Below are 13,280 nucleotides of genomic sequence, written 5' to 3' on the forward strand. Positions count from 1 at the left end.
AACATGGCAGATACAAGCTTTGCGGTGACCGGAATCTTCTCCGGCCTGCAGATCGTCTCGACCGGCGTCGGCGGCCTGGTCAACGTCGCCTCGAGCGTCTCGGCGCAGACCGGCTACGCCATTGCCCGCCAGCAGACCTCCGACGGCACGCCGTACACCTTGCTCACCGCCGCGAACACGCAGGCGGTGAGCGACCCGGCCAGCCTGGTGGTCAGTGCCCAGTACGCGCAGATCGTCACCTTCGCCGAACTGGACCTGGAAGTGCGCTACACCGACATCCCGGCGGACACGCAAGTGTCGGTGGACGCCACCAACCCCAAGCTGGCGGTCTCGCGCCAGGACATCGCCGGCACCAGCCTGCTGGGCAAGCAGAGCAAGAAGCAGGAAGCCTTCGAGATGGACCTGAGCCTCAACCTGTGGGTGGCCAGGCCCGAGCAGCTCAAGACCACTTCGTCGATCACCCTGAGCCTGTCGAGCATCGATGGCGGCTCGGGTGGGCCGGTGAAGAAGACCCTGCTGCAGAAGGTGCAGATCAACCTGTCGAAATAACCCCTGCAAGGAGCACGCAACATGGCTACTGAAACCTGGAGCGGGATTGTCGTTCGCGCGACGCTTGCTGAAAACGGCACGGTGCCGCGCAGCGCTTCATCGTCCTCGCCCGACATCATCCTCGCCGGCAAGGAACCGCTGGCCGTCCCCTCGGTACTCACCGACCCGGCCAACTACAACAACGGCTACGACAACAAGCTGTACATCGGCTTGCCCAACTACCTCTACGTGCGTGGCAAGAACTACACCGCCGGTGACCTGGCGGGGTACTGGAACCTGTTCTGGGCCACCCCCAACATCCTGCTGTACCCGTACCTGTGGGAAGGCAACCAGCTGAAGACCTCGGGGGGCGACAAGAACCCGCCGTTCGCCATCAAGGCCGGGGCCATCGGCGCGTCCCTCGACTGCTTCACCTGGGTGCCACCAGACACCTCCGACCACTACTGCATGATCGCGGTGGCCAGCACCCCGGAGCACCCCAACCCGCTGAAGGGCGTGACCAACATCACCGACCTGGCGGACGTGCTTTCGAAGAACGCCAACATCGCCCAGCGCAACGTGCAGATGGTCCGTGGCGACCTGCCGCAGGTGGTCAGCACCGCGGGCTACAACCAGGGGGACGAGGGAGCGCTGGTGGACCTGGCGGTGGTGTTCGAGAACATCCCCAAAGGCACCAAGTACACCATTTCCTCGGGCACGCCGCTCAATGGCAAGACCCTCAGCCACTCCGACAACAACACCCTGGACAACGACTTCAAGTACGCCTGGGTCGGCCAGGATATTCCCGCCAACTGGCAGACGCTGTTCACCTTCACCCTGTCGTTCGGCAGTGACTGGTCGGGGATCCCTCCCGGCAAGAAGCCCAAGGTGACCATTCGTGGCGAGCTGGTGCAGGGCTCCGCGGACCGGCTGTACCACAACCCGGCGGCGTACTTTGCCGACCCGCATCCGCACACGCGCGCAGTGCGCCTGGATGCGACGGGGGGGCCGGTGAAGCTTATCGTGGCGGGCAGTGTCACCACGCTTTACACCGACATCGGGCCTAAATAGCCGTTGTAGCGTCCCTGAAATCGAGCGCCGCTCTCGCGCCGCATCGCGGATGAATCCGCTCCTACACACACAGGCTGGGTCACGTGTAGGAGCGGAGTTATCCGCGATGCGCCGCGCGGGCGGCGCCCGACCGCAACACATTCTTTGCGCCAGGCTAATACTTTAGTCGTAGAACCCTCGGTCCAGGGAGGCCCCCAACCACGCACCCCTTATAGACTCGCCCGGTAATCCGACAATCCAACAAGAAAAGGACATTACCGTGGCCGCTGAAATCCAAGACAGCCGCTCCGCCCGCTTTGCCCTGCGTTGCTCCAACTGGGCCGAACGCTGGTTCCCCGACTCCTGGGTGTTCGCCGCCCTCGCCGTGATGCTGGTGTGCCTGGGTGCCCTGGCCATGGGCGGCAAGCCCACCGACACCGCCAAGGCCTTTGGCGACGGCTTCTGGAGCCTCATCCCCTTCACCATGCAGATGGCCTTCGTGGTCATCGGCGGCTACGTGGTGGCCAGCTCGCCACCCGCCGCGCGGCTGATCGACCGCCTGGCGCGGCTACCGAGCAATGGCCGCTCGGCGGTGTGCTGGGTGGCGTTGATCTCGATGCTCGCCTCGCTGCTCAACTGGGGCCTGTCGCTGGTGTTCGGCGGCCTGCTGGTGCGCGCCCTGGCCCGTCGCACCGACCTGAAGATGGACTACCGCGCCGCCGGCGCCGCCGCCTACCTCGGTTTGGGCGCGGTGTGGGCGCTGGGCCTGTCGTCGTCGGCCGCGCAGCTGCAGGCCAACCCGGCCAGCCTGCCGCCATCGATCCTCGCCATCACCGGGGTGATCCCGTTCACCGAGACCATTTTCCTCTGGCAGTCCGGGGTGATGCTGGCGGCGCTGGTGATCGTCTCGCTGATCGTCGCCTACGCCACCGCCCCCGGCCCGAACAGCGCCCGCAGCGCCCAGGATTGCGGCGTCGACCCAAGCTTCAGCGCGCCGCCCTCGCCACAGCGCACGCGCCCGGGCGAGTGGCTGGAATACAGCCCGATCCTGATCCTGCTGCTGGTGGCCCTGGCCGCCGGCTGGCTGTACCAGGAGTTCGCCACCAAGCCTGCGATCACCGCGATCTCCGGGCTGAACACCTACAACCTGCTGTTCATCATGCTTGGGGCCTTGCTGCACTGGCGCCCGCGCAGCTTCCTCGACGCCGTGGCCCGCGCCGTACCAACCACCACCGGGGTGCTGATCCAGTTCCCGTTGTATGGCTCGATCGCCGCCATCCTTACCCAGGTCAAAGGCGTCGATGAGCAGACCCTGGCCCATCACATCTCGCTGTTCTTCACCCAGATCGCCACCCATGACACCTACGCGCTGCTGATGGGGGTGTATTCGGCGGTGCTGGGCTTCTTCATCCCCTCCGGTGGCGGCAAGTGGATCATCGAGGCGCCATACGTGATGCTGGTGGCCAACGACCTGCAGTACCACCTGGGCTGGGCGGTGCAGATCTACAACGCCGCCGAGGCGTTGCCGAACCTGATCAACCCGTTCTACATGCTGCCGCTGCTGGGGGTGCTGGGGTTGAAAGCGCGCGACCTGATCGGTTTCTCGTTCGTGCAACTGCTGGTGCATGTGCCGCTGGTGCTGGTGTTGCTGTGGGCGCTGGGCACCACCTTGCAGTACGTGCCGCCGGTGATGCCGTAGTGTTCCGAAGCACGTTGGTTTAGTTCGAGAGCCTGGGACCGCAAAGCGGTCCCAAGGTCTTCAAGACAATCTACAAACCTGAAACGGCTGGACTCCACAGGATTCGATAATAATTCGCATCCGCGAATCGTTCTCCTATGGCTGTTGTTCATCGACAGCCAAGGATACCCCTCGAATCGAACAAGGAGACAGGCAGCGATGTTCGCGCCCATCAGCCGTTCCATGACCCTCACCTTGGGTCTGTGCGCCACCGTCATCGGCCCATTCGCGCAAGCCGAAGACATCGAACCCAGCTCCACCGACGGTGTGCTGGAACTCGGCTCCACCGAAATCCTCGCCCAGGGCCTGGGCAGCACCACCGAGCACACCGGTTCCTACACCACCGGCAGCATGAGCGCGGCCACGCGCCTGAACCTGGCGATCAAGGACACCCCGCAATCGGTCTCGGTGCTGACCCGCCAGCAGCTCGACGACTTCCGGCTGAACTCGCTGTCCGAAGCGATGGCCCATGTCACCGGCGTCACCGTGCAGCGCAACGACTCCGAACGCCCGACCTATTTCTCCCGTGGCTACGCGATCAACAACTTCCAGATCGACGGGATGCTCAACACCTTCTCCGGGCTCAAGTCCGACTCCGACACCATCATCTACGACCGCATCGAAGTGGTGCGCGGCGCCACCGGCCTGACCACCGGGGCAGGGGACCCGTCCGGGACCATCGCCATGGTGCGCAAGCGCCCGACCGCCCAGCTGGACGTGCGCACGGGCCTGAGCGCCGGCAGCTACGACAACTACCGCGGCTACCTCGATGTCGGCGGGCCGCTGGGCTGGGAAGGGCGCCTGCGCGGGCGCACGGTGCTGGCCTACCGCGACAGCAAGTCGTACATGGACAAGTACGCCAGCCAGCGCGAAGTGGCCTACGGCATTCTCGAAGCCGACCTCACCGACAGCACCGTGCTCGCCGTGGGCTACGACTACCAGAACAAGCACGTGCAGGGCGCCACCTGGGGCACCGTGCCGTACTGGAACGCCGACGGTGGCAAGGCGCACATGGCGCGCTCGACCAACCTGACCGCGCCCTGGTCGTCCTGGCCGCTGAAGGACCAGACGTTGTTCGCCACCCTCGACCAGCACCTGGGCGAAGACTGGCTGCTCAAGGCTGCCTACACCCACCGCCAGAGCGACACCGATGGCAAGATGTACTACGGCGGCAACGGCTTCCCCGCGGCCGATCGCAGCGGCATGAACGCCTGGACGGCGCACTTTGCCGGGGTGGAGAAGATGGACGCGCTGGACCTGAACCTGGCCGGGCCTTACCAACTGCTCGGGCGCAGCCATGACTTCATGATCGGCTACGGTGTTTCGCAATTGCGCAACACCGAGCCGGCCTTTACCGGCCGTACCGACCCCAAGGGCTACACCAAGATCGCGGACTGGAAGTACATGGGCGCCATCCCCAAGTTCAGCGACCGCGACAGCGGCCTGGATGCGTCGCGCTCATACACCCGGCAGAAGGCCGGCTACCTCGCCACCCGCCTGAACCCCACCGACCGCCTGCACGTGGTGCTGGGCAGCCGCTACGGCAGTTGGGAGAGCGAGAGCAAGAGCTGGAGCTACGACACCAACCTCGCACTGACCCGTTCGAGCATCAGCAAGCAGACCCAGAACGACCAGTGGACCCCGTATGCCGGCGTGCTCTACGACCTCACCGAGCAGTACACCGTGTATGCCAGCTACACCGACATCTTCAACCCGCAGACGCGCAAGGACGTCAATGACAGGTTCCTCGAACCCATCGTCGGCAAGGTCTATGAAATCGGCTTGAAGGGCAGCCTGTTCGACGACCGCGCCAACCTCAGCACGGCCGTCTACCGCAGCAAGCAGGACAACGTGCCGGAGATCGACGACTCGGTGCCGATCGGGCCCAACGGCCAGCAGTATTACAAGTCCGGCGGCAAGGGCGTGGTGGTGGAGGGGTTCGAGGCGGAGCTGGCGGGGGAGGTGATGCCGGGCTGGCAGATGAGCCTGGGCTATAGCTACAGCCATGCGGCCAACGGCGACAGGACCCGCAAGAACACCGAGCAGCCGATGAACCTGGTGCGCTTCTCCAGCACCTACCAGCTGTTGCCACAGCTGACGGTGGGCGGCACGCTGGATTGGCAAAGTGACATCTATCGCAACGGCAATCGCCCGGTCGGACGAGATGGCAGTGGCAACATCGTCACCACCCCGGACCGCATGAACCAGGACGCCTACGCCCTGGTCGGGCTGATGGGGCGCTATCAGTTCGACGAGCACCTGTCGGCGTCGGTCAACGTGAAGAACCTGTTCGACCAGCACTACTACAACAATGTCGGGTTCTACAACGGTGTGTACATGGGCGAGCCGCGGACGCTGATGGTCAGCCTTGACTGGAAGCTGTAACCGTACTCGACAAGTAGATCGAGGGCACCTGTTCAACCAGCCAGACACCATTGTCCGCCTGATAGAACTCGAATCCCGCTTCGCGCATGCGCTGGGTATCGATGCCGAGCAACACCGGTTGTCCATAGCGCTTGCCCACCGCGAGCGCAGTCTGCGGGTCTTCACTCAGGTGCACATGGTGGCGGCTGCCGGGGATCAGGCCCTGCGCCTCGATTGAGGCCATGAAGCGGCTGGCGGTACCGTGGTAGAGCAGGGCAGGTGGCGTCTTGGCGAGATGGCTCATCTGCACCTGGGCCGTGCTGTGGCCCTGGGCCGCGCGGATGCGCAGGCCATCGTCGGAGAGGGTGAAGCGCTTCTTGTCGTTGGTCTCGACCACTTCGCGCAGGGTTGCCAGGTCGACGTCGTGGCCTTGGGTGCGGGCGCTCTGGATGAGCGTCTGGATGTCGGCCCAGCCGTCGCGGTCGAGGGTCAGGCCGATGGATTCGGGGGCGTGGCGCAGGATGTAGCTGAGGAACTTGCTGAGGGTGTCGCGTTGTTTCTGGTTCACTGGAAAGGTCCTTTTCCGTATCTTCTGGGCTTCTCGGTCGGGTGGCATTTTCCCGGTTTGTAGCGACGATCTCAATCAGATTCATGCATGAGCAGGTAAGGGTCATGGACCAGCAAACAAGCGATTTGTTGTATGGCATTCCGGCGCACGCGGATTATGCGGCCGACGCCGGGGAACTGGACGAAGAGGACATACCGAAGGCGAGAATGGATGCCGTAACGGCATTGATGCGCCACGCGCAGGACGCCGAAGCGCGTTTTCTGGCCGCCAGGCTGATGGCCAGTTGGGGTGTGCCCGAAGGCCTGAAAGCCCTGGAAAGATGCATCGGCGGGCCTGACCGGGTCGAAGGTGTCTTCAGCCACAGGTTGCATGGTTACGACGACACCTACCGCCACGTCGTCATGGCCGTCACCCTGTACTGGGCCAGGCAGGCTGATCGGGGGGAGGGCGAAGTCGCAAGGGGCCAAGTCTACCCGATACTGTCGGCGATCATTGACAGGGCCAACAGTCAGCCCTTTTCGATAGCCGAAGTCCTCGATTTCATGACGCGTAATCGCCACTTGGAGTATGCCCCGTTGATCAAGCGCCACCTCGAGTCGATCATCGATCATCCCCACGTGCATGGCTGGAAAATCCCTGATGCCATCAAGGCGCTGATGGAGGTCGATGCCGATTTCGTGCACGCGCTGCTAGAGACCAGAGGTAAGTCCCCTGGTGATTACTGAGCTCGGGTACCCGGTGGGAGATTGTCAGTTGGGTGATGTCACTTTAGTATCGCGACCCCAACTGATGGGATTCACCAACAGGAGCTGTAATGAACAAGATTTCAACCTGCCTGCACGTCACATTGATGGTGTCGGCACTGGCAGGCTGCGCGACCCAGGATACCCTCGATACTCGCCACCTCACCCGCTTCGACGACTATCACGCCAACCTGGACAGCAACGGCGTGCGCTACACGCTGGACAGCTACATCATCCCGTTCCAGAACCCGTTCTACATTTCCGTGCAGCGTGACGATGGCAAGCCGTTGTCGGTGAGTGAAGCGGCCAATGTCGCCCAACCCTATATCGAGCCGCGTGGTTGCACCGCGCCCGTGGTGCGGCGTGCCGACCTCGACAGGAGCAACGGCGCGAAAACCCAGTGGCTGATCGGGATCGAGTGTTGAGGGATGTGCAGGCAGGGTGATCGCTCGGTTGTTTTGCGCGGGGGCTGCAGGAAATCACTTCGCGCTTCGGGCTCTGCCTTTTTGTAGGGAACTGGAAGTCGGGCTTGTTAGTGATTAGGCATATTGAGCCTCTGGCCCGGCTTTGCCGGTCATCGCCAGCAAGGCTGGCTCAGCGCCCTGGCCAAGGCGTTGATGGGTGATGCGGAGCTGGGCATGGCGCGTTGCCCGGGAGTGTCAGTTTTTTTGTGTGCGGGCCGGTAACGGCCTGCCGCCAGGCAGGCCTTGATTTCACCAGGTCGGCCTGATGAACCGATCTCCGTACAGAATCGCAAATTGATTCATCGCGCTTTTCCAATCATGGGCCGGTTTTCCCCAATTGGCTGTTATGTTGCGCAATCCCAACCAAATCAGTTTGGTCGCTGCGTCATCATTCGGGAAATGCCCGCGAGTCTTGATGACCTTGCGTAGCTGGGCGTTGATGCTCTCGATGGCGTTGGTGGTGTAAATCACCTTTCTGATGGCCGGTGGGAAGACGAAAAATGGAATCACTCGATCCCAGGCGCGTCTCCAGGCAGCCACCACCGTTGGATATTTCTCGCCCCACGGCCCGTTCTCAAACTCATCGAGTGCTTGCTCAGCCGCTTCAGCATTAATGGCTTGGTAAATCGGCTTCAGCTCCTTGGCCAGAGCCCGCCGCTTGTCCCAGGCCGCGAAGTCGAGGCTGTTGCGGATCAGGTGCACGATGCACGTTTGCAACGTCGTCTCTGGAAACACGGCACTGAGAGCCTCTGGCATACCTTTGAGGCCATCGGTCACGGCAATCAGCACATCTTCGACACCGCGCGTCTTGAGATCGTTAAAGACCTTCATCCAAAACTTCGCGCCCTCGGTGTTCTCGATCCAGATGCCCAGGATATCCCGCGTCCCGTCGGGGAGGACGCCCAGGGCCAGGTAAATGGCCTTGTTGCGCACCAGGCCCTCTTCGCGGATCTTCACCCGCAGTGCATCGAAGAAAATGACCGGGTACATCGGCTCCAGTGGCCGCTGTTGCCACGCGCCAATCTCGTCCATGACCTCGTCTGTCACAGAGCTGATGAAGTCGGGTGAGACCTCTGTTCCATACTGCTCGGACAAAAAGGCTCGGATCTCTCTGACCGTCATTCCACGGGCGTACATGGCGATGATCTTGTCATCGAAACCGGTGTACCGCCGCTCGTGCTTGGGGATCAGAATGGGCGAAAAACTGCCGTCTCGATCGCGAGGAATTTCCAGCCGCAGCGGGCCATCCCCCGTTAAAACCGTCTTGCCACTCTTGCCGTTACGCTGGTTGGTTTCATCCTCTGGGCGCTGCGCGCCCGGCGGATAGCCCAGGTGGTGGCCAAGCTCGGCATGCAGAGCGCGTTCGATCAGGGCCTTCTTGAACGCCGCGGAGGCATCCTCGATAGCTTCTGCGGTCATTAGGCCCTCACCGAACTGCTCCAGCAGCTCTTTGGGGATTTTGGGCAGGTCACGCAAGGGTTTCTTTTTGGTTGGCATACATGCACCTCTTACTCATGTTATGCCCGAACACAAAATTTCTGACACCCTCCGTTGCCCCATTGGTCATGTAAACCGCACTGTAGGCGCCGGCTTGCCGGCGATGGGCCGCATAGCGGCCCTGGTATTTCTACCAGTTTCCCTCTCTCCTCAAGTTGTCTACTGTCCTCCCAATCGTATCTGGGAGGCTGCCCATGCAGGCCTTGGTAATGGATCTCCACGCGAACACGCCCACGGTGACGGTCTTCAGCAACCGTAGCCAGGCGGTTCGCGAAGTTGCCTATCACCGGCATCCCGCCACCCCGACTGCTACGGACGCGCGCATCACCCGCCACCACTACGACCCGCGCGGTTTTCTGACTCGAAGCCAGGATCCCCGCCTGTTCGCTGCCGACCTTGCGAACTTCACCTGGCTGACCGACCTCGCCGGCACCGCTGTCCGCACCCAAGGTGTCGACCCCGGCATCTCGCTCGACCTCAACGACATCGCAGGCCGCCCGTTGCTGGCCGTCAGCCAGATCGCCCCAGGCCCGGACGGCGATGACCACAGCCAGGCAGTTACCCGTACCTGGCGGCATGAGCCCCCGACCTTGCCCGGGCGTCTGCTGGCTGTGACGGAACAGATAAGCGACGAGCCTGTCCGCCAGGCCGAGCGCTTCGTCTATGCTGGCGCCGACCTGGCGGACAGGCAGCACAACCTGGCCGGTCGCTGCAGCCACCACTACGACCCGGCAGGGCTGCTGCGCATCGACAGCCTGGCCCTGACCGGCCCGGCGTTGGCCAGCATTCGGCGGCTGCTCAAGGTGGCCGACGATGTCGCGGTGATGAGCGACTGGCAAGGCGACGACGCTTCGGCCTGGGAGGCGCAGTTGGTGCCGGAGGGCGAAGGCCACCTCACCGTGGGCACTCTGGACGCCACCGGCATGCGGCTGACCAGCCTCGATGCCGCCGGCCATAAGCAGCGTGTGGCCTATGACGTGGCGGGGCAGTTGCGAGGCAGTTGGCTCAAGGTGAAGGGTACGGCGGAGCAGGCGATCGTCACGTCGCTGAGCTATACCGCCACTGGCGAAAAGCTGGAGGAGTTGCATGGCAACGGAGTGGTGACCCACTACACCCGTGAGCCCCGCACGCAGCGCCTGGCTGGTATCAGGACCAAGGGAGCCAAGGTGCTGCAGGACCTGCAGTACACCTACGACCCGGTGGGTAATGTGCAGGCCCGGGTGGACGAGGCGCTGGCGATCACGTACTGGCGAAACCAGAAGATCGAGCCGCGCAACACCTATGAATACGACAGCCTGTACCAACTGGTCAGTGCCAAGGGGCGCGAGATGGCCAGTGGCGGCAAGCCGGACCCAGTCCGGCTGCCATTCCACACATTCGACTACGCGACCTACACCAACTACACCCGGCTCTACACCTACGATACGGCCAGCAACCTGACCCGGATCGAGCATCAGTCCCCTGTCAGCGGCAACAGTCACACGACGGACATCACCGTCAGCGACCGCAGCAACCGGGCGGTGGCGAGCGAGCTGGCGAGCGGTGCGGCGCAGGTAGAAGCCTTGTTCACGGCGGGCGGCCAGCAGAAGAAATTGTTCCCGGGTCAGCACTTGAGCTGGAACTCGCGTGCGGAACTGTTGCAGGTGAGGCCGGTGATCCGCGAAGGCGCACCAGGCGATCACGAGGGTTACCGTTACGCGGGTGACAGCCAACGCTTGCTCAAGGTCAGCACACAGAAAACCTCAGGCGTTGAGCGGACGCAGCGGTTGGTTTACCTGCCAGGGCTGGAGCTACGCCACACGGCAACGGCGGGAAGCGTGGCGGAGGACTTGCAGGTAATTTGCGTAGGGCAGGCGGGGCGGGCACAGGTGCGCGTCTTGCACTGGGTGACGGGTCGGCCGCCAGAAATCGACAACGACCAGCTGCGCTTCAGTTATGACGACCTGCTCGGCAGCGGCACGCTGGAGCTCGATGGCCAAGGCGAGGTCATCAGCCAGGAAGAGTACTTCCCGTTTGGTGGCACGGCGGTGTTCAGTGCGCGTAGTGAGGCGCAAGGTAGTTACAAGGTGCTGCGTTACTCGGGCAAGGAGCGGGATGCCACGGGGCTGTATTACTACGGCTACCGGTATTATCAGCCGTGGGTGGGGCGCTGGCTGAGCGCTGATCCGGCGGGCAGTGTAGATGGGCTCAACCTGTTCGCAATGGTGATCAACAACCCCGTCACGCTGGTTGATGAGCAAGGGTTGATGTTGTCAGCAAGAGTAGCGGGCAAGTCAGGAGGGACTTCCAGGCAGTCCGGCGGCAGGATGCCAGGTACGCAAGCAGAGACGAGGCAAGGGGAACCGGTAGCAGGATCTTCAAGGGCCACCCGGCCAGAACCGGATGACCCTGTGGAGGATGATGGTTTTTCCACGGTGGGGGTGCGCAAACCGCCAAAGACTTCGAATCAAGGGACGGCTTCGTTTCGTGGTGGATCTTATGCGCTGGGTAGCAAGCCGGCGGATAAGGTCGTCTTCGCGAACCTTAGAGGACAAGTGCCAGGGGAGGCTAGGGTGCACCCAAACGATGTGCTGGCGGTGGCCAAAAGGCCCAACGCCGATGGGCGCGGTAGCAAAATACTGTTTCTGAGTGCCGGTGATGAAAACAAGGGATTCAAGCATGTTCTCAGGCATAGGAACAGTTTTGAAAAAGTGGGGGTGAAGGGCGACGAGGAGATCAAGGAACTCGTGGTTCATGCGCTTGCCAATGGTCGGGAAGTGGATGTTCAGAACCCGTTCAACAAGAATGTCAACGTCAATGGTGAAACTGGCCGTCCTGTCTACGAAGTCGAATTCAAAGGCAAAATGCAGCGGGTCGCCATCACGACAGGTCGATATGGAATCATAGTGGGCGCAAATCCAAACGACCCGTCCTACGCGCTGAATCAATCCAACATCAACAGACGACCTAACCAGCCACCTGGGCAACGCCAAGGCCGGGCTAATTTCCGATGAACAACACAGGTGGCCGCTTGATATCGGGTTTGTGAGATCAGGCAGGCACTTGCAGATTGATAAGGGCACCCAATACGGGAGTGTGTATCTACCGCGTGGTTTCTCTGGCTTGCGATGGTGGCCCAGTAAGTCCATCCCGTAGGAGCCCGCTTTACTGGCGCAGCACTTGCCAGGTGCCGCGCCAGCCGGGCAGGGCGCGGCCGATGCCCTGGCGAGCGTGGCTGCCGGGTGAAGGTTGCCCGGCGACTGCGCACGAACAGCTCCCGCAAGGCGGCTCGATCTGCTGGCGTGGCAGGTCGGATACAGGGGGAAACGCCTGCGCAGTTGCGGTTGCGGGAAGGCTGCATGGGGGCGTCAGGCGGTGAAGGCGTTCCAGTACTGGCAGGCTGGCTACGCCGGGCAGGTGTTCCCGCTTCAAGGTGGTGTGTTCGTGGCGGTGCAATGTTCTCTCCATTTCCAGGAGAACCGCCATGAACCGCACGACCTTTCCACGACCGCTTTCCACCTGCTTGCTTGGCTTGGCCTGCATTGCCACTGCCTGCGCTGCAGCCGAACCTGGGCCGATTGATCCTCAAGACCAGGTGTTGCGAGAGCGCGTGTCAATGTGCCAAGGCCGCCTCACCAGCTTCGAGCAGTTGATGATCGCGCAGATTGAAGGCACCGAACTCCAGTTTGGCGACCAGTTGCGCCGGCGGCCAGAACTCGAGCAACTGTTACGTGAGGCGCAGGCCAGGCTGGAGGAAGCCAAGGCACTCTACGCCAGCTTGCCTCAACGACCCGAGCATCAGCAGTACCTGCGAGGGCTGGAGAGCGAGATAGACAACCTTCGTCGGACTGTGGCCGTCGCCCGTGTGGCCGAACGCAAGATCGAGGCCATCAAACCGTTCCTGACCCAGGCTCGCACGCGAAACCAGGACAACCGCCTCTTGCTGGATGACTTCGACTTCGCTTTGCAGGACTGTGCCCACGAGACAGAGCATCAGGCGGCCTGCCAGGCACAGGCCTTGATGCCATTGCGCAAGCCATTGGCCAATGCGCTGACCAGCAGTTTCCGGCTGCTCTATGACGCGGTGCCACCACTGGGGGCCGTAAGCGTGCGCTACCCGACCGCCTGGGAAGATGACTGCAAGTCTCCCGCCACTTGAACCTTGTCCCTGTTCGCCGGCAAGCCGGCTCGCACAGGGTCGGATTTTGCCTGTGGGCTTCCGCTTGAAGCTCCACTTCCTACGTATGCGTGGATTGTTTCCTGCTTAAGTCGACCGGGGCGAAAGGCGCAAATTCGACTGACCGCCTTGTAGGCAAGCGCGGATTCACCATCAAAGAAAAGGATTCACA

Annotated in this window: 11 protein-coding genes; 8 read left to right on the forward strand and 3 right to left on the reverse strand. The window is 62.4% G+C overall.

The genetic code is table 11. The features are described 5' to 3' along the window. Window positions 1-3 precede the first annotated feature (3 nt). From JYG34_RS12010 to JYG34_RS12025, 4 genes are all read left to right on the forward strand, one after another. The gene (locus JYG34_RS12010) at window positions 4-549 is read left to right on the forward strand and encodes a hypothetical protein (RefSeq protein WP_213660879.1); all 546 of its coding nucleotides are present in this window, start codon (window positions 4-6) and stop codon (window positions 547-549) included. 21 nt (window positions 550-570) lie between these two features. Continuing rightward, the gene (locus JYG34_RS12015) at window positions 571-1,599 is read left to right on the forward strand and encodes a hypothetical protein (protein ID WP_213660880.1); all 1,029 of its coding nucleotides are present in this window, start codon (window positions 571-573) and stop codon (window positions 1,597-1,599) included. A 259-nt stretch (window positions 1,600-1,858) separates the two neighbouring features. Beyond that, complete coding sequence (locus JYG34_RS12020; protein ID WP_213660881.1) at window positions 1,859-3,277, forward strand: short-chain fatty acid transporter; 1,419 nt, start codon at window positions 1,859-1,861, stop codon at window positions 3,275-3,277. A gap of 198 nt (window positions 3,278-3,475) precedes the next feature. Further along, the gene (locus JYG34_RS12025; RefSeq protein ID WP_213660882.1) at window positions 3,476-5,701 is read left to right on the forward strand and encodes a TonB-dependent siderophore receptor; all 2,226 of its coding nucleotides are present in this window, start codon (window positions 3,476-3,478) and stop codon (window positions 5,699-5,701) included. Here JYG34_RS12025 and JYG34_RS12030 read toward each other — a convergent pair. Continuing rightward, window positions 5,679-6,248, reverse strand: a complete 570-nt coding sequence (locus JYG34_RS12030) for an RNA 2'-phosphotransferase (protein ID WP_213660883.1) — start codon at window positions 6,246-6,248, stop codon at window positions 5,679-5,681. The genes JYG34_RS12025 and JYG34_RS12030 overlap by 23 nt on opposite strands. 104 nt (window positions 6,249-6,352) lie before the next feature. On the opposite strand from JYG34_RS12030, the gene JYG34_RS12035 reads away from it, so the two are divergent. Next, a complete protein-coding gene (locus JYG34_RS12035) occupies window positions 6,353-6,973 on the forward strand; it encodes a hypothetical protein (protein ID WP_213660884.1) in 621 nt (206 codons plus the stop codon). An 89-nt stretch (window positions 6,974-7,062) separates the two neighbouring features. Continuing rightward, complete coding sequence (locus JYG34_RS12040) at window positions 7,063-7,416, forward strand: hypothetical protein (RefSeq protein ID WP_213660885.1); 354 nt, start codon at window positions 7,063-7,065, stop codon at window positions 7,414-7,416. Window positions 7,417-7,704: 288 nt separating this feature from the next. Here the strand turns inward: JYG34_RS12040 and JYG34_RS12045 are convergent, their stop codons facing one another. Then, the gene (locus tag JYG34_RS12045) at window positions 7,705-8,952 is read right to left on the reverse strand and encodes an IS256 family transposase (protein ID WP_213657248.1); all 1,248 of its coding nucleotides are present in this window, start codon (window positions 8,950-8,952) and stop codon (window positions 7,705-7,707) included. Between the two features lie 194 nt (window positions 8,953-9,146). Here JYG34_RS12045 and JYG34_RS12050 point away from each other — a divergent pair, with 194 nt between their 5' ends. After that, window positions 9,147-11,945, forward strand: coding sequence for an RHS repeat domain-containing protein (locus JYG34_RS12050; protein WP_249746258.1), 2,799 nt, complete (start codon window positions 9,147-9,149; stop codon window positions 11,943-11,945). A gap of 151 nt (window positions 11,946-12,096) precedes the next feature. Here JYG34_RS12050 and JYG34_RS12055 read toward each other — a convergent pair whose 3' ends face one another. After that, complete coding sequence (locus JYG34_RS12055) at window positions 12,097-12,387, reverse strand: hypothetical protein (RefSeq protein WP_213660886.1); 291 nt, start codon at window positions 12,385-12,387, stop codon at window positions 12,097-12,099. A gap of 28 nt (window positions 12,388-12,415) precedes the next feature. Between JYG34_RS12055 and JYG34_RS12060 the strand changes: the two genes are divergently transcribed. After that, window positions 12,416-13,090, forward strand: coding sequence for a hypothetical protein (locus JYG34_RS12060; protein WP_213660887.1), 675 nt, complete (start codon window positions 12,416-12,418; stop codon window positions 13,088-13,090). Window positions 13,091-13,280: the final 190 nt, after the last annotated feature.

The organism is Pseudomonas entomophila (genome assembly GCF_018417595.1).
In the GTDB taxonomy this organism is placed as follows: domain Bacteria; phylum Pseudomonadota; class Gammaproteobacteria; order Pseudomonadales; family Pseudomonadaceae; genus Aquipseudomonas; species Aquipseudomonas entomophila_C.

Bases quoted from the DNA above. Each gene is read 5' to 3' on its own strand.
- JYG34_RS12010 (WP_213660879.1), top strand. From the start codon at position 4: ATGGCAGATACAAGCTTTGCGGTGACCGGAATCTTCTCCGGCCTGCAG.
- JYG34_RS12015 (WP_213660880.1), top strand. From the start codon at position 571: ATGGCTACTGAAACCTGGAGCGGGATTGTCGTTCGCGCGACGCTTGCT.
- JYG34_RS12025 (WP_213660882.1), top strand. From the start codon at position 3,476: ATGTTCGCGCCCATCAGCCGTTCCATGACCCTCACCTTGGGTCTGTGC.
- JYG34_RS12035 (WP_213660884.1), top strand. From the start codon at position 6,353: ATGGACCAGCAAACAAGCGATTTGTTGTATGGCATTCCGGCGCACGCG.
- JYG34_RS12040 (WP_213660885.1), top strand. From the start codon at position 7,063: ATGAACAAGATTTCAACCTGCCTGCACGTCACATTGATGGTGTCGGCA.
- JYG34_RS12045 (WP_213657248.1), bottom strand. From the start codon at position 8,952: ATGCCAACCAAAAAGAAACCCTTGCGTGACCTGCCCAAAATCCCCAAA.
- JYG34_RS12050 (WP_249746258.1), top strand. From the start codon at position 9,147: ATGCAGGCCTTGGTAATGGATCTCCACGCGAACACGCCCACGGTGACG.
- JYG34_RS12060 (WP_213660887.1), top strand. From the start codon at position 12,416: ATGAACCGCACGACCTTTCCACGACCGCTTTCCACCTGCTTGCTTGGC.